General features: G+C 60.7%; 22 protein-coding genes. 15 read left to right on the plus strand and 7 right to left on the minus strand.

Going from position 1 to position 20,536, the window contains the following annotated elements; genetic code table 11:
• The first annotated feature begins 6 nt into the window (after window positions 1–6).
• The 3 genes from ASG47_RS11480 to ASG47_RS11490 all read left to right on the plus strand — a co-directional run bounded on the left by ASG47_RS11480 (window position 7) and on the right by ASG47_RS11490 (window position 2,401).
• Window positions 7–693, plus strand: a complete 687-nt coding sequence (locus ASG47_RS11480) for a flagellar hook assembly protein FlgD (RefSeq protein ID WP_061909115.1) — start codon at window positions 7–9, stop codon at window positions 691–693.
• Between the two features lie 143 nt (window positions 694–836).
• Entirely contained in the window at window positions 837–1,976 is a 1,140-nt protein-coding gene (locus tag ASG47_RS11485) for an MFS transporter (RefSeq protein ID WP_061909117.1), read from the plus strand.
• Window positions 1,977–2,122: 146 nt separating this feature from the next.
• A complete protein-coding gene (locus tag ASG47_RS11490; RefSeq protein ID WP_035102845.1) occupies window positions 2,123–2,401 on the plus strand; it encodes a DUF1153 domain-containing protein in 279 nt (92 codons plus the stop codon).
• A 71-nt stretch (window positions 2,402–2,472) separates the two neighbouring features.
• Here the strand turns inward: ASG47_RS11490 and ASG47_RS11495 are convergent, their stop codons facing one another.
• Entirely contained in the window at window positions 2,473–3,093 is a 621-nt protein-coding gene (locus ASG47_RS11495) for a glutathione S-transferase family protein (protein ID WP_061909118.1), read from the minus strand.
• Window positions 3,094–3,243: 150 nt separating this feature from the next.
• Between ASG47_RS11495 and fliF the strand changes: the two genes are divergently transcribed.
• The 6 genes from fliF (at window position 3,244) to flhA (ending at window position 10,635) form a co-directional block, all read left to right on the plus strand.
• Entirely contained in the window at window positions 3,244–4,896 is a 1,653-nt protein-coding gene (gene fliF, locus ASG47_RS11500) for a flagellar basal-body MS-ring/collar protein FliF (protein ID WP_061909120.1), read from the plus strand.
• Window positions 4,897–4,902: 6 nt separating this feature from the next.
• On the plus strand, window positions 4,903–5,979 hold the full coding sequence (fliG, locus tag ASG47_RS11505) for a flagellar motor switch protein FliG (protein WP_061909122.1): 1,077 nt from the start codon (window positions 4,903–4,905) through the stop codon (window positions 5,977–5,979).
• A gap of 3 nt (window positions 5,980–5,982) precedes the next feature.
• On the plus strand, window positions 5,983–6,666 hold the full coding sequence (locus ASG47_RS11510; protein ID WP_061909124.1) for a hypothetical protein: 684 nt from the start codon (window positions 5,983–5,985) through the stop codon (window positions 6,664–6,666).
• Between the two features lie 56 nt (window positions 6,667–6,722).
• The gene (fliN, locus tag ASG47_RS11515) at window positions 6,723–7,013 is read left to right on the plus strand and encodes a flagellar motor switch protein FliN (protein ID WP_244484006.1); all 291 of its coding nucleotides are present in this window, start codon (window positions 6,723–6,725) and stop codon (window positions 7,011–7,013) included.
• A 21-nt stretch (window positions 7,014–7,034) separates the two neighbouring features.
• Entirely contained in the window at window positions 7,035–8,402 is a 1,368-nt protein-coding gene (locus ASG47_RS11520) for a sigma-54 interaction domain-containing protein (protein ID WP_061909128.1), read from the plus strand.
• 70 nt (window positions 8,403–8,472) lie between these two features.
• Window positions 8,473–10,635 carry a flagellar biosynthesis protein FlhA gene (gene flhA / locus ASG47_RS11525; RefSeq protein WP_061909130.1) on the plus strand — a complete coding sequence of 721 codons (2,163 nt, stop codon included), beginning with the start codon at window positions 8,473–8,475 and terminating at the stop codon, window positions 10,633–10,635.
• A 51-nt stretch (window positions 10,636–10,686) separates the two neighbouring features.
• Here flhA and ASG47_RS11530 read toward each other — a convergent pair whose 3' ends face one another.
• The 3 genes from ASG47_RS11530 to ASG47_RS11540 all read right to left on the minus strand — a co-directional run bounded on the left by ASG47_RS11530 (window position 10,687) and on the right by ASG47_RS11540 (window position 11,864).
• Window positions 10,687–10,884: a DUF2934 domain-containing protein gene (locus ASG47_RS11530; protein WP_061909132.1), complete on the minus strand. Its 198-nt coding sequence runs from the start codon at window positions 10,882–10,884 to the stop codon at window positions 10,687–10,689.
• A 62-nt stretch (window positions 10,885–10,946) separates the two neighbouring features.
• Window positions 10,947–11,558 carry a LysE family translocator gene (locus ASG47_RS11535; protein WP_061909134.1) on the minus strand — a complete coding sequence of 204 codons (612 nt, stop codon included), beginning with the start codon at window positions 11,556–11,558 and terminating at the stop codon, window positions 10,947–10,949.
• 93 nt (window positions 11,559–11,651) lie between these two features.
• Window positions 11,652–11,864, minus strand: a complete 213-nt coding sequence (locus tag ASG47_RS11540) for a DUF2934 domain-containing protein (RefSeq protein ID WP_061909136.1) — start codon at window positions 11,862–11,864, stop codon at window positions 11,652–11,654.
• A gap of 140 nt (window positions 11,865–12,004) precedes the next feature.
• Here ASG47_RS11540 and ASG47_RS11545 point away from each other — a divergent pair, with 140 nt between their 5' ends.
• From ASG47_RS11545 to ASG47_RS11555, 3 genes are all read left to right on the plus strand, one after another.
• Entirely contained in the window at window positions 12,005–13,099 is a 1,095-nt protein-coding gene (locus ASG47_RS11545; RefSeq protein ID WP_061909138.1) for a putative zinc-binding metallopeptidase, read from the plus strand.
• Between the two features lie 58 nt (window positions 13,100–13,157).
• The gene (locus ASG47_RS11550; protein ID WP_061909758.1) at window positions 13,158–13,616 is read left to right on the plus strand and encodes a GNAT family N-acetyltransferase; all 459 of its coding nucleotides are present in this window, start codon (window positions 13,158–13,160) and stop codon (window positions 13,614–13,616) included.
• A gap of 380 nt (window positions 13,617–13,996) precedes the next feature.
• On the plus strand, window positions 13,997–14,659 hold the full coding sequence (locus ASG47_RS11555; RefSeq protein ID WP_061909140.1) for a PRC-barrel domain-containing protein: 663 nt from the start codon (window positions 13,997–13,999) through the stop codon (window positions 14,657–14,659).
• Window positions 14,660–14,769: 110 nt separating this feature from the next.
• Here ASG47_RS11555 and fliJ read toward each other — a convergent pair whose 3' ends face one another.
• Both fliJ and fliI read right to left on the minus strand, forming a co-directional pair.
• Window positions 14,770–15,183: a flagellar export protein FliJ gene (gene fliJ / locus ASG47_RS11560; protein ID WP_061909142.1), complete on the minus strand. Its 414-nt coding sequence runs from the start codon at window positions 15,181–15,183 to the stop codon at window positions 14,770–14,772.
• A 61-nt stretch (window positions 15,184–15,244) separates the two neighbouring features.
• Window positions 15,245–16,567, minus strand: coding sequence for a flagellar protein export ATPase FliI (gene fliI / locus ASG47_RS11565; RefSeq protein WP_061909144.1), 1,323 nt, complete (start codon window positions 16,565–16,567; stop codon window positions 15,245–15,247).
• A gap of 428 nt (window positions 16,568–16,995) precedes the next feature.
• Between fliI and ctrA the strand changes: the two genes are divergently transcribed.
• The 3 genes from ctrA (at window position 16,996) to ASG47_RS11580 (ending at window position 20,089) form a co-directional block, all read left to right on the plus strand.
• A complete protein-coding gene (gene ctrA, locus ASG47_RS11570; RefSeq protein WP_061909146.1) occupies window positions 16,996–17,703 on the plus strand; it encodes a response regulator transcription factor CtrA in 708 nt (235 codons plus the stop codon).
• Window positions 17,704–17,863: 160 nt separating this feature from the next.
• Window positions 17,864–18,730, plus strand: a complete 867-nt coding sequence (locus tag ASG47_RS11575; protein WP_413813464.1) for an alpha/beta fold hydrolase — start codon at window positions 17,864–17,866, stop codon at window positions 18,728–18,730.
• An 81-nt stretch (window positions 18,731–18,811) separates the two neighbouring features.
• On the plus strand, window positions 18,812–20,089 hold the full coding sequence (locus tag ASG47_RS11580; protein ID WP_061909150.1) for an RNA polymerase sigma factor: 1,278 nt from the start codon (window positions 18,812–18,814) through the stop codon (window positions 20,087–20,089).
• A gap of 3 nt (window positions 20,090–20,092) precedes the next feature.
• Here ASG47_RS11580 and ASG47_RS11585 read toward each other — a convergent pair whose 3' ends face one another.
• Complete coding sequence (locus ASG47_RS11585; protein WP_061909152.1) at window positions 20,093–20,461, minus strand: response regulator; 369 nt, start codon at window positions 20,459–20,461, stop codon at window positions 20,093–20,095.
• Window positions 20,462–20,536: the final 75 nt, after the last annotated feature.

The raw sequence follows: 20,536 nt of genomic DNA on the forward strand, positions 1-20,536 counted from the left end.
ACCACCATGGTTGACGGCGTTTCCGGCTCTTCCAACGTAAGCAATAACAGTGGTCTTGCAGCTTCGCGCCAGACCATTGCGCAGAACTTTGACACCTTCCTCTCGATCCTGACGACGCAGCTCAAGAACCAGAACCCGCTCGATCCGCTCGACACCAACCAGTTCACCCAGCAGCTCGTGCAGTTCACCGGCGTCGAGCAGCAGCTCAAGACCAATGAATATCTCGGCAGCCTCCTGTCCTCGACCCAGAATGCGGGCCGCATGGACGCCGTCAATTATATCGGCAAGCAGGTGACGATTTCGGGCAAGACGACCCAGCTTTCCGGCACCCACGCGATGTGGAGCTACAATGCCGAAGCGAACGTCGCCAATGCCAATATCACCATCAAGAACGACAAGGGCGACACGGTCTATACCCAGGCCGGCTCGCTCAATATGGGCTCGGGCACCTTTGCCTGGGACGGCATTGGCAGCAATGGCCAGCCGATGCCCGACGGGCTCTACACACTGACGCTCGAAGGCACCAATGTGTCGGGCAAGAACGTCAAGATCACGACTTCCGCCATCGGCAAGGTGAGCGCGGTCGATTTCTCGTCGGGCTCCCCGATGGTAACGGTTGGCGCCGCCAAGGTGCCGCTGAGCGATGTCAGCGAAGTCCGCCTGCCGGACGCGACGACGACACCAGCTTCGTAAAGAGCCAAAGGCTTTTCTTGATTGGCACCGCTGTCCGATGGGCAGCGGTGTTTTGGTTTCCGCCGCCACAAAGCGCTTGAGCCTTGAGCCCTGGCTTGCCATGAGAAGCGGCCCACCTCGCCCGCCGAACCGAGCCCATAGCCATGCAGCCGCACCAGCGCCTCTACTTCATGCAGTTTGCCTTCGCCATCACCATGGGCGGCATGCTGACGCGCCTGCCGGACCTGCAGGTGAAATTCGGGCTGACCGAAGGCCAGCTCGGGTTGATGCTGATCACCATGTCGCTCGGCGTCTTATGCGGCATCACCTTCCTTGGCCGCACGGTCGAGCGGCTTGGGGCGCGGACGGGGTCGTTCACCGCCATTTTTGGAGCCTCGGCGCTCTATGCGCTCGTGCCCTGGATGCCCAGCGCGCTCTGGGTAGCACCGGTGCTGTTTTGCGCAGGCCTCCTTGCCGGTGCCCTCGAAATCCTGATCAATGTCGAGGCTGACAGGCACGAGGCTCTGCTGGGCCGCCGGATCATGAGCCGTGTGCATGGCATGTGGAGCTTTGGGTTCTTCGTGACGGCGCTTGTCGCAGCGGGTCTGCGGCAGGCCGAGGTGTCCGTGGCGATCCATCTCGCGATTGCGTTGGTAGTGGTCGTCGTCTCTGGCGTCTTCATCCTTTCCAAGGTGGAAAACGCACCAGCGCGAGCGGAAGACCATGGCGGGCAGACGCACGCCTTTGCCTTCCCGACGATCGGGCTCCTGCCATTGTGCCTTCTTGGCGCCGCGCCGCTCTTTGTGGAGGGCGCCGGGGTCGATTGGTCGGCGATCTATATGCGCGACGTGTTCAGCGTCGAGCCGTTTATCGGCGGGCTCAGCGTGACGCTCTTTTCGCTTGCCATCGCCATTGGGCGGTTGAGCATGGATCGTGTCATCGATCGGTTCGGGCCACAGGCGGTCGGGCGCACGCTGCTGCTGGTGGCAACGCTCGGCGTGGTGATGGTCGCCTCGGCGCCCCATCCGCTCCTGGCGCTACTGGGCTTCATGCTGGCGGGGATCGGCTGCTCGTCGGTTTACCCGCTCGCTATCTCGGCGGCAGCGCGGCGGACGGACCGCCCATCGGCCGTTAATGTCGCGGCGCTGAGCCAGATGACCTTCGTCGTCTTCTTTGCCGGCCCGCCGCTTCTGGGGTTCCTGGCCGAGCATTTCGGCATCAGGACATCCTACTGGGTGATCGTCCCGGTCCTGGCCGTCGCGCTCCTTTTGACGGGTGCCCTGGCGCCAGAAAAGAGAGTCTAAAGCGGGTCGTGGCAAGTATCGCAAGCCCCGACAATTGATTGATATTTCTTCGCAATCTTAACGGGTTGTAAGTTTCCCTTTAGCGGTATCTTAAGCTCATCGGCCTACTCTCATCCTCATATGGTCAGGTTTGAGTAGAGAGTAAAATGACCGTACAGATGCGTCCTCGCGTAAAGTACGTTATCGGTCCGGACGGCAGCCCGCTCACTATTGCGGATCTGCCTCCAGCCAATACCCGCCGTTGGGTTATCCGCCGCAAAGCGGAAGTCGTCGCGGCTGTTCGTGGTGGTCTCCTGAGTCTCGAAGAGGCTTGTGACCGCTATACGCTCAGTGTCGATGAGTTTCTAAACTGGCAAGCCGCCATCGATAAGCATGGCCTTGCCGGGTTGCGGACAACCTGGATCCAGCATTACCGCGAAGGCTAATCGCCTTCGTTTGGGATCGCGACAACCCCCAGGCCCACGGGCCTCGGGGGTTTTGCGCGTTGGCTAAAGCCTCAGGGAATATTATCCGGCATCCATTTGGCGCCGGCAGGGCGCTGGCGCAGACGCTCATAATGCGCCTCGACATGGGGCAGCGCCTTGCGCTCAAAAGGTGTGCGCAGCCAGCGATGCGTCGAAAGACCCAACGCTATATCGGCGATCGAAAAGTCCTCGCCGGCAATGAAGGGCGCCCCCTTCGCCAATTCGGCGTCGAGGATGTCCATCTGTCCGTTCCAGCGGCTGACTGATTCGGCAATTTTTGCCGGGTCGTCATAGCCGGGTGTCTTCCGGGCGATCGCATGATGGGCATATCCCCAGGCCGGGTTGAGCTCGGTTGCCTGCCAGATCAGCCACTGAAGCGCGCGGCCATAGGCGTGAATGTCCACGGGGAGCAGGGCAGAGCGGGTCTTGGCAAGGTAAAGCAGGATGGCATTGCTCTCCCAAAGCGTCAGTCCGTCATCGTCAATGAAGACCGGGATCTGGGCATTGGGGTTAAGAGCCAGGAATTCTGGGACTTTGGGGTCGCGGATGGGCAATCCCCAATCCTCCCGATCATAGATTTCACCCAATTCGTCCAGTGCCCACAACACTTTGCGCACATTGATCGAGGTGACGCGCCCCAAAACTCGAACCATGGAAATCCTCGTTGTCTACCCGGCAAATCTTGCCTGATTTTGCGTTTCGCATCGAGTGGTTAAGACATTGTTTACCATCTGGTGGGTAATTTTTGCCCAGCGGTCGACGGGGGCTCCCACGACGGCACTAGAACAAACTCGAGTGGCAGCGTGGATAGTCTCACTACTCTCATCAACCGCATCGGCATTGCACGTCTCGCTGCGATGGCGACTGTGGCCGTGCTCATCCTGGGTTTCTTCGTCTTCCTGATGATGCGCTCCCAAACCCCAAATCTCGCGCCGCTCTATAGTGGTCTGAGCCTTGAGGACTCCTCGGCCATCATCACCCAGCTTGAAGCCTCGAGCGTTCCCTACGAACTGCGCGGCGACGGCGACACCATTCTCGTGCCGCGCGACCAGATCACGACCGTCCGCATGAACCTTGCCGGTGAAGGTCTGCCGAGCAAGGGCCAGGTCGGCTACGAAATCTTCGACCAGCAATCGACGCTGGGTGCGACGAGCTTTGTTCAAAACATCAACAATGTCCGCGCCCTCGAAGGCGAATTGGCCCGCACCATCTCGTCGCTGACGCGCATCAAGGGCGCTCGCGTCCACCTCGTCCTGCCCGAGCGCGAACTGTTCCGCCGCGAACGCAAGGACCCCTCGGCATCGATCGTTCTTTCCGTGCGCGGTGCGCTGTCGAATGGCGAAATCCAGGCCATCCAGCACCTCGTTGCCTCCGCCATCGAAGGCCTGACCCCGCAGCGCGTGTCGATCGTCGACGATGCCGGCAATCTGCTTGCTTCGGGTACCGAAGACGATGGCCTCGGCGCCATGGCCGGCCAGGCCGAAGAACGCGTGCTCGGCTTTGAAAACCGCATGCGTACCCGCATCGAAGACATGCTCGCCAATGTCGTCGGACCGGGCCGGGCCCGCGTCGAAGTGTCGGCCGAACTCGACTTCAACCGCTCGACGACAACCGAAGAAACATTCAACCCCGATGGCCAGGTCGTTCGCTCGACCCAGACCCGTGAAGCCCAGAACCAGTCGGGCGCCGCTGCCGGTCAGGCCACCGTTGCCAATGAACTGCCGGGCGCCAGCGCCAATAATGGCAGCGACGGCAGCACCGAACAGGGCAATTCGACCGAAGAAGTCGTCAACTACGAGATCTCCAAGAAGACCGCGACAGCCGTGACCGAAGCCGGTGCGCTCAAGCGTCTCTCGGTGGCCGTGGTGGTCGATGGCACCTACACCGACGACGGCCAGGGCAACATGACCTATGCCCCTCGCTCGGCCGACGAAATCACTCAGATCCAGACCCTGGTTCGCTCGGCAGTTGGGTATTCGATCGATCGCGGCGACACCGTCGATGTCGTCAACATGCAGTTCGCCGAACGTCCGGACCTCGCTCCGGCGGGCACCGATCAGCAGGGTGGCCTCCTCGACTTCACCCGCGACGACATCATGAACGGCGCCGAAATGGCGGTGACCCTCCTCATCGCCCTGGCCCTGATGTTCTTCGTGCTCCGTCCGCTGCTCAAGAAGGTCATGAGCCCCGAGCCAACGACGCTGGCTCTGCCGGCTGCCGTCGAACTGGGCCAGGGCACGACGCTCGATGCCGAAGGCAATGTCATCCCGACGCTGGCCGAAGACCCGATGACCGACCAGGCGCGCGCCGCACTCGCCAATCACGACTGGATCGAAGACGCCAAGGCCCTGGGCGAAGCCCAGCTCCAGCAGCTCAAGTCGGTCGGCTCGCTGGTCGAAGAAAATCCCAAGCAGGCAGCGCTCATCGTGCGCGGCTGGCTCTCTAACGCAGCGTGATCTGACATGGCCCTTGTTTCCCAGTCTGTCGAGAGTGATAGCCGCTCCGGCGGTCCCCAGCTCAGGATCGGCGGCGCTTCGAGCTACCGCGCCCTCAAGGGCGACGAGAAGGCCGCAGCGCTCCTCCTCGCGCTTGGTCCCGATCACGGCAAGCCGATCTTTGAAGAACTCGACGAGCACGAGATCAAGACGCTCTCGCGTGCCATGGTCAAGCTTGGCCCGATTACCCCAGCCATGCTCGATGAGCTGATGGCCGAATTCGTCACCAACATTGCTTCCAACGGCAATGTGGCCGGCAATTCTGACTCGACCGAACGCCTCCTCCTGTCGTTCCTGCCGCAGGAACGCGTCGATTCCATCATGGAAGAAATCCGCGGTCCGGCCGGCCGCAACATGTGGGAAAAGCTTTCCAACGTTCAGGCTGACGTGCTCGCCGCTTACCTCAAGAACGAATACCCCCAAACCGTCGCCGTGATCCTCTCCAAGATCGCGCCGGAACACGCTTCGGATGTGCTCGCTTCGCTTCCGGCGGAACTCGCCATGGAAGTCGTGCAGCGTATGCTCGGTCTCGATGTGGTGCAGAAGGACATTCTCGAAAAGATCGAGCAGACCCTCCGCACCGAATTCATCTCGACGCTCAATACCTCGAAGCGCCGCGACAGCCATGAACTGATGGCCGAAATCTTCAACTCCTTCGATCGCCAGACCGAAGCGCGTTTCATCACGAGCCTTGAAGAACGCAATCGCGAAGATGCCGAGCGCATCAAGTCGCTGATGTTCACCTTCGAAGATCTCGCCAAGCTCGACATGACCGCAGTGCAGACGCTGCTGAGCCGTGTCGACAAGCGCGAACTGGCGCTCTGCCTCAAGGGCGCCAATGACGAGGTCAAGGACTTCTTCCTCAAGAACATGTCGACACGCGCTGCCAAGCTGATGCAGGACGATATGATGGCCATGGGTCCGGTGCGTCTCAAGGACGTCGACGAAGCTCAGAGCCGTATGGTTTCAACCGCCAAGGACATGGCCGCGAAGGGGGAAATCCTCATCGTCAAGTCCAAGGGCGACGACCAGATGGTCGGCTAAACCATGGCCGCCCTCGCCCGCTTTACTTTCGACCTCGACCTCGCGGACCGCCCGGTCCATGCGGCGACTGCCATGCCGGACCTGCCGCCCGAGCCAGTCGGCATTCCCGAGGACGTCGTGGCCCGTCTTGTGCGCGAGGCGCGGGAAGAAGGCTATGCGGAAGGTCTCATGGCCGGCGAAGGCAATTCCACCTCCATGGCCAGCCAGACCGTTGCAGCGGCCGCTGGCATGCTTGCCGCCCATGCTGCAAGCATGACGGCCGCACTCGACGATGCGCGCATGGAAAACCATGTCGCCGCCGTAGACCTCGCCGTCAGCGTCGGCCGTAAGCTTGCCTTCCACCTCATCAACCGCGAGCCAGCCGGCGAACTCGAAGCGCTGATCGCCGAATGCATGCCGAGCCTTTCGGGCGTGCCGCATCTCGTCATCCGCTGCCACCCCGATCTCGCCGACCAGATCCGCGACATCGCCACTGCCCAGATCGCGACCTCCGGTTATGCCGGGCGTCTCGTCGTGATGGGCGAGCCTGACATCCGCCTCGGCGACGGGCGCCTCGAATGGGTCGATGGCGGCCTCATCCGCGATACCGGCGCCCTTGGAACCGACATCGACGAAACCATTGCCAACTATCTCGCCGCCAAGGCGAATAAGACCGGCAGCCACCACAACAAGGAGAGCGGTGAATGAATCCGACCGATCCCGAACTCGATACCAATGACATGGGCGAACTCGGCCTCGACGAAATGCCGACGCCCGAGCGTGGCGATCGCATGGAAGCCTATGTGGAGCGCACCGCCGACGACCTCGAAGCTGTCTTCGACGTGCCGGTGCGCGTGTCGGTCGTGCTTGGCCGCACCAAGATGCCGGTCTCGCACCTTCTCAAGCTCGACACCGGCACAGTGGTGGAACTCGACCGCCAGGTCGGCGAAGCCGTCGAAATCTACGTCAATGACCGCCTCGTGGCGCGTGGCGAAATCGTGCTGGTCGAAAATCGGCTCGGCGTCACCATGACCGAGATCATCAAGCCGCAATAATAAGAAACGGGAGTGAATGGTATGCGTCTCCTCATCGTCGGAACCCTTGAAGGTCAACTGAGCCAGGCCACCAAAATGGCCATGGATGGCGGGGCCAAGGTCGCTCACGCGCCGGGCATCGAAATCGCCATGGCAGCGCTCCGCACCGGGCGTGGCGCCGACCTGCTGCTCGTCGATGTGATGATGGACATTGCCGGCCTCATCGCCGCGCTCGAAGCCGAACGCATCGCCATTCCCGTCGTCGCCTGCGGCGTCGAAACCAATGCCGCTGCCGCCGTCAACGCCATCCGCGCCGGCGCCAAGGAATACATCCCCCTGCCCCCCGATGCCGCGCTGATCGCAGCCGTGATCCAGGCAGTATCGCGCGACAGCGAAGATTTCCTCTTCCGCGATCCCGCCATGCAGCGCGTCGTCAAGATGGCCGAGCAGGTCGCAGGCTCGGAAGCCTCGATCCTCATCACCGGCGAAAGCGGCACCGGCAAGGAAGTCATCGCGCGCTATGTCCATTCGCGTTCGAAGCGCGCCGCCAAGCCGTTCATCTCGGTCAACTGCGCCGCCATTCCCGAAGCGCTCCTTGAATCCGAACTGTTCGGCCACGAGAAGGGCGCCTTTACCGGCGCTATCGCGCGCCGCGTCGGCAAGTTCGAGGAAGCCTCGGGCGGCACGTTGCTGCTCGACGAAATCTCGGAAATGGATGTTCGCCTGCAGGCTAAGCTCCTCCGCGCCATTCAGGAGCGGGTGATCGATCGCGTCGGCGGCAACAAGCCCGTCCCGGTCGATATCCGCATCCTCGCCACCTCGAACCGCAACCTCGTCGAGGCTGTCCGCGAAGGCTCGTTCCGCGAAGATCTTCTCTTCCGCCTCAACGTCGTCAATCTTAAGCTCCCGGCGCTGCGCGAGCGTCCGGGCGATATCGTGGCGCTGGCCGACCATTTCGTCACCAAATATGCCAAGGCCAATGGTTTGCCGAAGCGCGAGCTTTCGGACGATGCGCGCACCGCGCTCCTCCATGCGCCATGGCCGGGCAATGTCCGCGAACTCGAAAACACGCTGCACCGCGCCGTACTGCTCGCCACTGGCACGATGATCGGCTCCGAAGCCATCGTCCTGCCCGACGGCATGGGCCTCAATGAAGCCGCACGCGCCAATTCGCCGGCCCAGCAGCTCGCCGAAACCGCCGAAGCCATGTCCCGCGCCCTTGTCGGCCGCACCGTGGCCGATGTGGAGCGCGAGCTGATCCTCGATACGCTCGACCATACCTGGGGCAACCGCACGCATGCGGCCAATATCCTCGGTATCTCGATCCGGACGCTGCGGAACAAGCTCAACCAATATTCGGACGAGGGAATGAACATTCCCGACCCCGGCGAGCGGCGCAACGTCGCTTAAATCCAAATTTGGCGGGAGGACGGCGAAATCGCCGCCCTCCTTTCCCGTTTCTCCCCGGTAGCCCGATCACATGACCGATCTTTCAGCCTCGAATTCCCGCTTCAGCTTCAAGCCACCGTCAGTCAAGACGGTGCTCGATACGCTGCGTTCGGGCGATATCGCCCTCGCCTCCGGCGTCATGGGTCTGATCGTCATCCTGATCGTGCCGCTGCCGGCGCTTATGGTTGACGGTCTCCTCGCCATCTCGATCGTCTTCTCGGTCATGATCCTGATGACGGCTCTCTTCATCCAGAAGCCGCTCGAATTCTCGTCCTTCCCGACGGTGCTGCTGATCGCCACCATGCTGCGTCTAGGCATGAACCTGGCAACGACACGCCTCATCCTCTCGGAAGGTCATAATGGCTCGGCGGCGGCTGGTCACGTCATCGAGGCCTTCGGCAACTTCGTGACGCGCGGCAACTTCGTCATCGGGATCGTGATCTTCATTATTCTCGTGATCGTGAACTTCATCGTCATCACCAAGGGTTCTGGCCGTATCGCTGAAGTCGCGGCGCGTTTCTCCCTGGACGCCATGCCCGGCAAGCAGATGGCCATCGACGCCGACCTTTCGGCGGGCCTGATCGATGAAGACACCGCCAAAAAGCGCCGCGCCGAACTCGAAGGCGAAAGTGCCTTCTTCGGTAACATGGACGGTGCGTCCAAATTCGTGCGCGGCGACGCCATTGCCGGCCTCATCATCACCTTCATCAACGTCTCGGCCGGCATGGCCATCGGCATCTTCCAGGAAGGGCTCTCGGCCGGTGAAGCCGGGCAGGTCTACACGCTCCTGACCATCGGCGACGGCCTTGTCTCGCAGATCCCCGCGCTGATCGTTTCGACCGCTGCTGGTATTCTCGTGTCGAAGTCGGGTGTGACCGGTTCGGCCGACAAGGCCCTGACCAGCCAATTCGGCGGCTATCCCAAGGCGCTCGGCATGGCGTCGGCCGTCATGGCCGCTCTCGCCCTTCTGCCGGGCATGCCCCTCATCCCGTTCATGGCCCTTTCCGGCGGTGTTGGTTATGCCGCCTACCGCGCCTCGAAGAGCAAGACCGTTCGCGATGTCGCTGAACGCGCCAAGGCTGTGGCTGATGCTGCGACCAAGGCTGCGGGTGGTACGCCGGGCCAGCCTGCCGCTGGTGGTGCGCCGGCCGGCGAACCGCCGATCAGCGAAAGCCTCAAGATCGACGATCTCAAGCTCGAACTCGGCTATGGCCTCCTCGGCCTCGTCAAGGAAGACGACAGCGGCACTGATCGCCTCACCGAGCAGATCAAGGCGCTCCGCCGCCAGCTCGCGCTCGAACTCGGCTTCGTCATGCCGCCGGTCCGCATTCTCGACAACATGCAGCTCGAGCCCAACGATTATAAGGTTCGGATCAAGGAAGTGGAATCGGCGCACGGCCAGATCCACGCCAACCTCCTCATGGTTATGGACCCCTATGGCAATCCAATCGACCTGCCGGGCCACCAGACGACCGAGCCGACCTTCGGCCTGCCCGCAACCTGGATCGATCCGGCGCTGCGCGACGAAGCTGAGCTCCGTGGTCTCTCGATTATCGACCCATCGACCGTTATCTCGACCCACCTGACAGAAGTCTTGAAGGCAAACGTGGCTGAACTCCTCAGCTATGCCAATGTGCAGAGCCTGCTCTCGGGTCTGCCGAAGGACCAGCAGAAGCTGGTCGAAGACATCATCCCGAGCCAGATTTCGGTTTCGGGTGTGCAGCGTGTGCTGCAGGCGCTTCTAACCGAACGCATCTCGATCCGCGATCTGTCGACCATTCTCGAAGGCATTGCCGAAGTCGCGGGCCCCGGCCGCTCGATCCAGTCGATCACCGAACATGTGCGCTCGCGCTTGGCGCGCCAGATCTGCGCCGCCAATCTCGGCCAGGACGGCAACCTGCCGCTCCTGACACTCTCGCCGCAATGGGAACGCGACTTTGCCGAAGCCATGGTTGGCGAAGGCGAATACCGTCACCTCGCCATGGCACCGAGCCGCCTGCAGCAGTTCATCGCGGCGGTCGGCCAGGGCTTTGAGCGCGCCGCTCAGCAGGGCGAATTGCCGGTAATGATCACCTCGCCTTCGATCCGGCCACATGTCCGCGCCATCATCGAGCGCTTCCGCCCGCAGACGGTGGTGATGAGCCAGAACGAGGTTCACCCGCGCGTGCGCCTCAAGACGGTGGGCAGCGTTTAAGAGCTAAGGCAGAGTTGGAAACAAAAAGGGCGACCCCAGGGTCGCCCTAATTCATTTGGTCATGCCGCCCGGAATGATGGGAGGTAGGTCGAGAACCGAAGCTTCCTTGGAGGTATCGACCTCGATCTCTTCGGCGAGCTCGCGCTCTGCCTGATACCAAAAATCCTGCTCCTGGCCCTCGGGCTGACCGGCCAGATCCCAAAGCTGGTAGGCCCGGTCGCGAATTTTGTTTTCCTCGTGATGTGCCATGCATTCCTCCTCGTCTTGACGACGTTGGTTAACGCCCGGCAGAGACGAGAGTTGCTGACCGCTCAGCGTTGGGTCAGTGCGAGCTTTGCGCCCAAGGCGACAAAGGCGGCAGCAAAGGACCGGCGCATCCAGACCATGATTGCCGGTCGCGAGACCACCTGATTGCGTATCGCAGCGGCAAAGAGCCCATAAAGCGCGAAGACCACGAAGGTCATTATCATGAAAACTCCGCTCAATTGCAGCATCTGTGGCACGGCGCCGGGTGCATCGGCCGGAACGAATTGCGGCAGGAAAGCAAAAAAGAAGATCGAGAGTTTTGGATTGAGCAGGTTCATGAGGATGATCTCGGTCGCCATGTCCTTGAGTGGCTTCCTCGCCTCATCCGCCTTGACGGCAAGCGAGCCGGTTTCGCGCAAAGTCGCCCAGGCCATGTAGAGGAGATAGGCGACGCCGAGATATTTGATGATCTCAAAGGCCATGGCGCTGGCGTGAAGGATGGCGGCGAGACCGGTGATGGCGGCAATCATGTGCGGGACGATGCCGAGCGTGCAGAAGAACGCGGCCCAGAGACTGGCGCGTGCCCCGCGGCCAAGGCCGGCCGCGATGGTGTAAAGCGCGCCGGCGCCGGGCGAAACGACGACGATCAAGGTGGTGATCAGGAATTCAACGGTCATGCATCGGCCTCCTTGGGCGCTGCGACCATCTCGCCTGCGCCGCCCGGGGGCAAGACCCCGGCAGATTTATCCACCGAGGCCTTGGGATCTGGTTCAGCTCTGCGTGCCGAATGGAGTGGGGGAATAGGCGTTGGGATTGGAATTGTGCTCCTCGCCTTCACTGGCGCGGAAATTGCCGTCGCTACCCTCGGCGCGGAGGCTGTTTTCCGCATCGAGCCAGAACTCGACATCGCGGCCTTCGGGCTTTCCGGCTTGCTTCCAGAGCCAGCGGGCACGTTCACGGATGCTGTTTTCGTTGATGTCCATGTCAAATCCTCCTGAAATGGCTTTGGTCTAGACAAGTCACGCGGCAACCGCGTGACAGCGCGGCCGGCAACGAGAATTTTGCACGGACCGGAACGGGCCAGCACGCCCGACATTGTTCCGGACGCGACAGCGAGGGCCCCATGCAGCTTTTTTCCTGCGATCACTGCGGCAATACGATCTATTTTGAGAACAATCTTTGCGAGCACTGCGGCCACGCTCTCGGCTATCTGCCGGAGGAAAATGCGCTGGTCTCGCTCGACCCCGCAGGCGACAACGCGTGGACAGCGCCTGCCATGCCCGGCAAGACCTATATCTATTGCGACAACGCGCGCCACGCCGCCTGCAATTGGCTGGTGACCAAGGAAGAGGGTGGATCGATCTTCTGCCTCGCCTGCCAACATAATGAGACCATTCCCTCGCTCGACGACCCACATAATCTCTCGCGCTGGCAGACGATCGAACGCGCCAAGAAACGGTTGTTTTACTCGCTGCTCCGCTTGGGTTTGCCGCTCGAAACGCGCGCGGAAAATCCGGAACATGGTCTCGCTTTCCGGTTCCTCGCCGATGGCGATGGCAATGCGCCGGTGATGACCGGGCATGAAAACGGCATCATCACCATTTCGCTCGCCGAAGCGGACGATGCAGAACGCGAGCGGCGGCGCACCGGCATGGGTGAGCCCTATCGCACGCTCCTCGGCCACTTCCGCCACGAGATCGGGCATCACTACTGGGATTTGCTGGTGCGTGAAAAGCCACAGGAAGCACGGTATCGCGACCTCTTCGGGGACGAGCGCGCCGATTATGGGCAGGCGCTCAAGACCTATTATGCCAATGGCGCCCCGGCCGGTTGGCCCGCGACCCATATCAGTGCCTATGCGACCGCCCACCCTTGGGAAGATTTCGCCGAAACCTTCGCCCATTATCTCCACATCACCGACACTGTGGAGATGGCTGCCGCTTTTGGCATTCGCGCAAAACCCAGAACGGGGGACGAGAGTCTCGCGCTGCCGCCTGTTCGCTTCGATCCCTATATGGCGCCCGATATGAGCGAGATCGTCGACAACTGGATTCCGCTGGCGTCGCTGCTCAACAATCTCAACCGGGCTATGGGGCAAACCGATGCCTATCCCTTCGTGCTGTCACCGCCCGTGATCGACAAGCTCGCCTTCGTCAACGATCTGGTGCATCAGGCGCCGGCGCTTGAACAATTAGCGGCGCTCGAAGCGGTGGAATGAGAGAGGCTGGCGGACGTTGGCGCTTCACCGCACAGCGGCCGCCTGCTACATCCACTTCATGTCCAGCCTTACCATTCTCACTGTCCCCGCCTTTTCGACCCTGTGCAACGCCGCCTTTGCGCTCCGGCGCGAGGTGTTTGTTTGGGAGCAAAAAGTGCCGGAGGAAGAGGAGAACGACGAACTCGATCTGACGGCAACGCACTACGTGGCGATTGCCGATGGCGAAGTGGTCGGCACCCTAAGGCTCATCGATTATCCCGAGCACATCAAGATCGGCCGTGTCGCCGTGCGCCTCCATTATCGTGGCCGGGGCGTCGCGCGCCAGTTGATCGAAGCCGCAATGGCAGATGCGCGCCAAGATGGCCGAGACAGGTTCTATCTCACTGCCCAATCGGACAAACTCGGCCTATATCGTAAGTTAGGTTTCGTCGAATTCGGGCCCGAATTTCTCGACGGCGGCATGCCGCATCGGGCGATGCGCGACTACGATAAAGATACCGCAACCTTATCCAATTAAGTCAAATTTAACGCATTAACCCGGCCAGCGGACTCCTGCCTTAATTCCTGCGCTATTGTGGATCTGTCGCTCATAGAGCGCGTCCTGCCGGGCGGCAACCAATGTGTGGTGCTACGGCAAGAACGCGAATTCTTGTCTTTTCGCAGGACGCGACTAATCCGCCAGGGAGGCGGAAAGGGCCGGCACCGCCTAGGCGGAAGCCGGCCTTTTTAATTTTTCTGCAGCAAATATTTCATGGTTCCCGAAAAATCGGAAAAAATTGCTCGGGAACGGGTCGTGGGGACGTGACGTTGTCTCATCATAACGGCCCATGCGGTGCTACCGGCAAGTAATCACCACATGGGCCTGTTCATGAAAACGATGAACCTTTGGAGCCTACAATGATCCGCACGCTTTTGACTACTACGGCCGTTGCCGTGCTCATGGGTACCGCTGCTATTGCCCAGACCACGCCTGCTCCTGCCACGACGGAAACTCCGGCCATGGGCACCGAAGCTCCGGCAACCACCACTGAAACGCCAGCTATGGGCACTGAAACCCCAGCCGCTCCGGCAACGAGTGTTGAAGCTGCGCCTGTTGAATCTGGTGCTATGGAAGAAACCGACGTCAATGAGCCTTGGGATATGTCGGCCGGCTACACTGCCGCTGATACCGATAACCTCGGTTCGCGCCTGATCGGCCAGCCCGTTTATTCGAGCGCCGGTGATGACGCTGAAGAAATCGGCAATATCAGCGACCTGGTTTTCGACGCTGATGGCCAGATCACTGCTGTGGTGATCGGCGTTGGTGGTTTCCTCGGCATCGGCGAAAAGAGCGTTGCCGTTGATTTCAAGGCGCTTGAATTCACCGTTGCTGCCGACAACACCGAACGTTGGGTTGTTCCGACCACGGCTGATGCTCTGACCGCAGCTCCCGACTTCGTCTGGGCTGACGATGAGCCCGTCGATGGCGCGAACGACGCGATGGCCCCTGCTGCTGACGGCATGACCCCAGCAGCTCCGGCTGACACGATGGCACCGGCAGCTCCCGCCACCACCAACTAAGTTTCTCATAGGTCCTTGTTCACTGAGGACCCGAGAAAAAAAAAAAGGCCCGCTTCTGCGGGCCTTTTTTCGTCTAACGAAGAGAGGCGCTTCAAGGGAAGCGCCGGGCACTAGCGCTTGAGAAAGCGCTGACGGGCTACCTCGTCGAAATCTGCCTGTTCAAGCTTGTTCTGTTCCTGGCGTTCGCGCTCATGTTCGCGCTGATCGAGCAGCTCGACCTTTTTCAGGTCTTCGAGCGCTTCGGCGAGCTGGTCCTGCGCATTTTCGAGCTTGCCGCGCATATCATTGGCCGAAGCCAGAAGATTGTCGCGGCGCTGGAGCGCGGCCTTGGCAAAGGTGGAATAAGCAAAATGAGCGACATCGGAAATGCCGGTCTTGGTTTGCTCGATCTCGATCTGCTGATCGAGCTCGGAGGCCATGCGCTCGAAGTCCGCGACCATCATTTCGATCTGCATAACCTGCCGGCGCTTTTCGTCGACATTGAACTTCTTGAGCCGAATGAGGCTCTCGCTGCGCGATTTCAAGACCTGTACTCCTTACACATCAAGCCAGTTCCGAAAAGGCGTTAAGCCCTCCCGATAGACCCTAAGCATCGGCTTCCGCGATGATTTCCGCCAGGCGTCGATAGCCTTCGGCAACCGTCGTGGTCTCTTCCCGCTGCTGGCTCAAAAACGCCTCCAGCTTCGGGTTGATACCGATAGCAAGGTCCACATTCGGATCCGACCCTTTGCGGTATGCCCCCAACCGGATCAGCTCCTCCATGTCCGAGAATATGGACATGAGCTCCCTCGCCCTTGCCAGTACCGGCCGAAAATCGGGCGGTACGCACCCTGGCATGGTGCGCGAGATGGACCGGAGCACGTTGACGGCAGGATAACGACCCCGCTCGGCAATTCCGCGCTCCATCACGATGTGCCCATCAAGAATCCCGCGCACGGCATCCGCAATTGGCTCATTGTGATCATCACCTTCCACCAAAACGGTAAAAAGTCCGGTAATAGAACCGGTCGTAGGCGTCCCTGGGCCGGCCCTTTCGAGCAAACGTGGCAATTCTGTGAAAACTGTCGGTGGATAACCCTTGGCGGTGGGGGGTTCGCCGATGGAAAGACCGATCTCGCGCTGCGCCATGGCAAAGCGGGTGAGCGAGTCCATCATGCAAAGGACGCGCTTGCCCTCGTCTCGGAAATATTCCGAGAGCGAGAGGGAGATATAGGCAGCCTGCCGGCGCATGAGCGCGGCTTCATCCGAGGTCGCAACGACGACGACGGCGCGGCGAAGGCCTTCTTCGCCGAGATATTCCTGAATGAACTCGTGCACCTCGCGGCCACGTTCGCCGATGAGCCCGATGACCGAGACGTCCACATTGGTATTGCGTGCCAGCATTGACATCAGGACGGACTTGCCGACGCCTGAGCCGGCAAAGATGCCCATGCGCTGGCCTTCGCAGAGCGTCGTAAATGTATTGAGCGTGCGGACACCAAGATCGAGCGGCGCACCGACACGGACGCGGTCATGCGCAGCTAATGGGGACTGGCGGAGCGGATAGGATTTGGCGCCACGCTGAAGAGGGCCCAGCCCGTCGATCGGTTCGCCATTGGCATTGATGACCCGGCCGAGCCAGGACATCGACGGATTGACCGCGCCGTCATGGCGCTTGAAGACGGCCTTGCAGCCAAGGCGCACGCCGCTCAATTCACCAAAGGGCAGACAGAGCGCATGGCCATCGCGGAAGCCGATGATCTCGGCAGCCAGTGTATCGCCGTCGCTGCCTTCGATCATCACCCGCCCACCTACGCGCAGTTCGCGCACGGGACCGACGACTTCGATAAGAAGGCCCTGGACCGATTTGACGCGCCCGAAAACCTCGACGTCGTCGATCGCATCGATGGCTGAAATCAGCGCCTTCATGAGTGGTCCTGCAACCCCGGTTCGAAAGAGACATGGTTTACGCGACGGCTCGAATCGAGCCCGTCACGAATCGCAAGATAACCGAACATTAACCAAATTTCGCTACTGGCTGAGCAGTCGGGTCCAAGGCAGGCAAAGGCCGAACTATGCCCAAAATCCCGGCACGACGACGAATGGATGAGTCGACTGAATCGCTTGTAGGCAACTTTTAACGTAATACTTTAAGAAATTTTCATCCGTTTTATGTTGCAATTTCAGACACTTAAACTTAAATCGCCCTAACGTCGTTTGCGTATTGCCGAACCGAATTAAACTTTGTTAACTATTTGAGCTTAGGCTTCAGTCATATCCAGTAGGGTTGGAGCGCGTGGGACGACTTGTCATCCACCGCGCAGGTTCCAGCAGGAACGAATGACAAGGGGAATATAATGCGGGTACTCCTCATCGAGGACGATAGCGCCACGGCGCAGAGCATCGAATTGATGCTCAAGTCTGAAAGTTTCAACGTCTACACCACCGATCTCGGTGAAGAGGGCGTCGATCTCGGCAAACTCTATGACTACGATATTATCCTGCTCGATCTGAACCTGCCTGACATGAGCGGCTATGAGGTCTTGCGGACCCTGCGCGTCGCCAAGGTTCAGACGCCGATCCTGATCCTCTCCGGTCTTGCCGGCATCGAGGACAAGGTACGCGGTCTCGGCTTCGGCGCCGATGACTACATGACCAAGCCATTCCACAAAGACGAACTCGTGGCCCGCATCCACGCCATCGTCCGTCGCTCCAAGGGCCATGCCCAGTCGGTCATCTCGACCGGCGATCTCATGGTCAACCTCGACACCAAGACGGTCGAAGTCCAGGGCGCTCGCGTTCACCTGACGGGCAAGGAATACCAGATGCTGGAGCTGCTTTCGCTCCGCAAGGGTACGACCCTGACCAAGGAAATGTTCCTCAACCACCTCTATGGTGGCATGGACGAGCCCGAACTCAAGATCATCGACGTCTTCATCTGCAAGCTGCGTAAGAAGCTCAGCGTCGCAACTGCAGGCAAGAATTACATCGAAACCGTCTGGGGCCGTGGCTACGTGCTGCGCGAGCCTGACGAGGCCGATGCCTATAGCGAAAACGTCGCCTAAGCGACCGCATCGCTTCAGCGTCATTCGTAAAGAGCCCCGCTCAACGGCGGGGTTTTTTATTGCCCAAATAATCGCATCTGGCATGTCGAGCAAAGATAGGCCCACTCGTCGTCTCATCGAAAGCGCACTTCAAGTGCCAAGCCGATGGAGACTATCGATGTTGCGTTCCCTGACCATTGCCGCAGCCATTCTGCTGACAACGATTGGCGCGCAGGCCCAAGCCGAGGCCAAGGGCGACTATGCCGACGTCAACGGCATGCGCATGTATTATGAGGTTTCGGGCGAAGGCGCGCCGATCGTCGTGCTGCATGGCGCCTATATGAATATCCCGGCCATGGGCGGGATTATCCCCGCACTCGCCAAGACCCACACTGTCTATGCGCTCGAATTTCAGGGCCATGGACGCACCGAAGACATCGACCGGCCGGTGACCTATCCCAACCTTGCGAGCGACGTCGCGGCGTTCATGGACGATGTCGGGCTCAAAAAGGCGGATATCTTTGGCTATTCCATGGGTGCGGCGGCCGCCTTGCGGCTTGCCATCGACCATCCCGAAAAAGTCGATCACCTGATCACCGCTTCGGTGAGCTATGACATGTCGGGCTCGCAGCCGGCATTCCTCGCCATGATCCCGACAATGGTGCCCGAAATGTTCGTCGGCACGCCCATGGAGGACGCCTGGAAAACCCTCGCGCCTAATCCTGAAGGCTTCCGGCCGTTTGTCGAGCGCATGATCGCGCTCGAGCATGAGCCGATGGCCTGGGGCGAGGAGGTCAAGAAGCTGAAAATGCCGGTGCTGATCATCGGCGGAGACTCCGACATGATGACCCTTGAGCACCTCGTCAGCATGTACCGCCTGCTTGGCGGTGGCGAGCCCGGCGATATGGGTAAGCCCCTTTCCGCCTCACGCCTTGCTATTCTCCCGGCGACCTCGCACACGGCCGTCATCGATCAGGTAGACCTGCTCATGGGCTTTATGGAGCCTTTCCTCAAGGGCGAAACGCCCAAGGGCATGTTCGATCAATAGTGATTGGGGCCGGAGCGATGCAGTCCGGCCTTTTCCTCGCGTCTTTTCGCTGGCACTTTGCCCAGCGATCTGGAGGAGCCGATGAGCAATCGCACCGAAACGGACAAAGCCATCACGACTGTCTGGCGGCAGGAACAGGCGCGGCTCATCGCGAGCCTCACCCGTGTCGTCCGCGACATCTCGCTGGCCGAGGAACTGGCGCAGGACGCGCTCATGGCTGCGCTCAAGCATTGGCCGGAAACTGGCGTGCCGCGCAATCCCGGCGCCTGGCTGATGCAGGCGGGCAAGCGCAAGGCAATCGACTATTTTCGCCACCGCAAAATGGCGGCGGGAAAGCTCGAGGAAGTCGGGCGCACCATGGAGGAAGACGTGCCTGACGCCGAAACCGCCATCCACGACAGCATGGACGACGATGTCGGCGACGATCTCCTGCGCCTGATTTTCACCTCCTGCCACCCCATCCTGCCGGCAGAAAGCCGTGTGGCGTTGACGCTGCGGCTCATCGGCGGCCTGACGACCGAGGAAATTGCTCGGGCGTTCCTCGCCAATGACACGACCATCGGCCAGCGGATCGTCCGCGCCAAACGCACCATTGCCGATGCGGGCCTGCCCTATGAAGTGCCGCGCGGCGCCGAGCGGGTTGAGCGGCTCGCCTCGGTTCTGGGTGTTTTGTACCTTATCTTCAACGAAGGCTATTCGGCCACCGCTGGGGAAGACTGGATGCGGCCGCAGCTTTGCGAAGAGGCGATGCGCATGGGGCGCATTCTGACGCAGCTCATGCCCGAAGAGGCAGAGGTGCACGGGCTCCTGGCGCTGATGGAAATCCAGCATAGCCGGGTCAATGCCCGCACGAATGCCAAAGGCGAGCCGATCCTCCTGCCCGACCAGAACCGGGCACTTTGGGATCAATTGATGATCCGCCGCGGCCTCAACGGGCTGCAACGCGTGACGGCACTCGGCGGTGACATTGGCCCCTATGCCCTCCAGGCAGCGATTGCCGCTTGCCATGCGCGGGCGTGGCGGGCCGAGGACACCGACTGGCGTCGGATCGCCTCGCTCTATGCGCTTTTGGTAGAGGTCATGCCCTCGCCCGTGGTCGAGCTCAATCGGGCCGTCGCGGTTTCGATGGCCGAGGGCCCTGCCCCGGCACTCACGCTCGTCGACGCCATCTGGTCAGGTGGTTTGCTCGACAATTATCACCTGCTTTACGGCGTCCGTGGTGATCTCCTGAGCAAGCTCGGGCGGCACACAGAAGCCAATCTCGATTTCCGCCGCGCAGCGGAGCTCACGCGGAACGAGCGCGAAAAAGCCTATCTCCTCGGACGCGCCGATGAGGCGATGTCAGCGCTGACGGCCTGACGATCAGGCCGCGACGATGGCGGGATCGAATTTGGCGGCCAGGATCGCGCGATCGAAAGGCTTCATCATATAGTCGTTGGCCCCGGCCTTGCGGGCCATGGCGATGGCGCCGATGTCGTTCTCGACTGTGCAATAGACGATATGGGGCGTCTCGCCACCGATATAGGCCCGCAAATGCTTTAGAAATTCGAGCCCGCTCATGATCGGCATCTGCCAATCGAGGAGGATCGTGTCAGGCATGTTGACCTTGCACTTTTCGAAGGCTTCCTGCCCGTCTTCGGCCTCTTCGACCTCATAGTGCAAATCTTCGAGAATGCGCCGCGCGACCTTCCGGACGACGCTGGAGTCGTCAATGATCAGGCAGGTTGGCATCTAAAAACTCCGGGCAGCAAGGGCAACCCGGAGTATGCAGCGCAACTGGTTCGAGAAAGGTTAGCGCATACCGCT

Source organism: Devosia sp. Leaf420, assembly GCF_001425445.1.
Classification (GTDB): domain Bacteria; phylum Pseudomonadota; class Alphaproteobacteria; order Rhizobiales; family Devosiaceae; genus Devosia.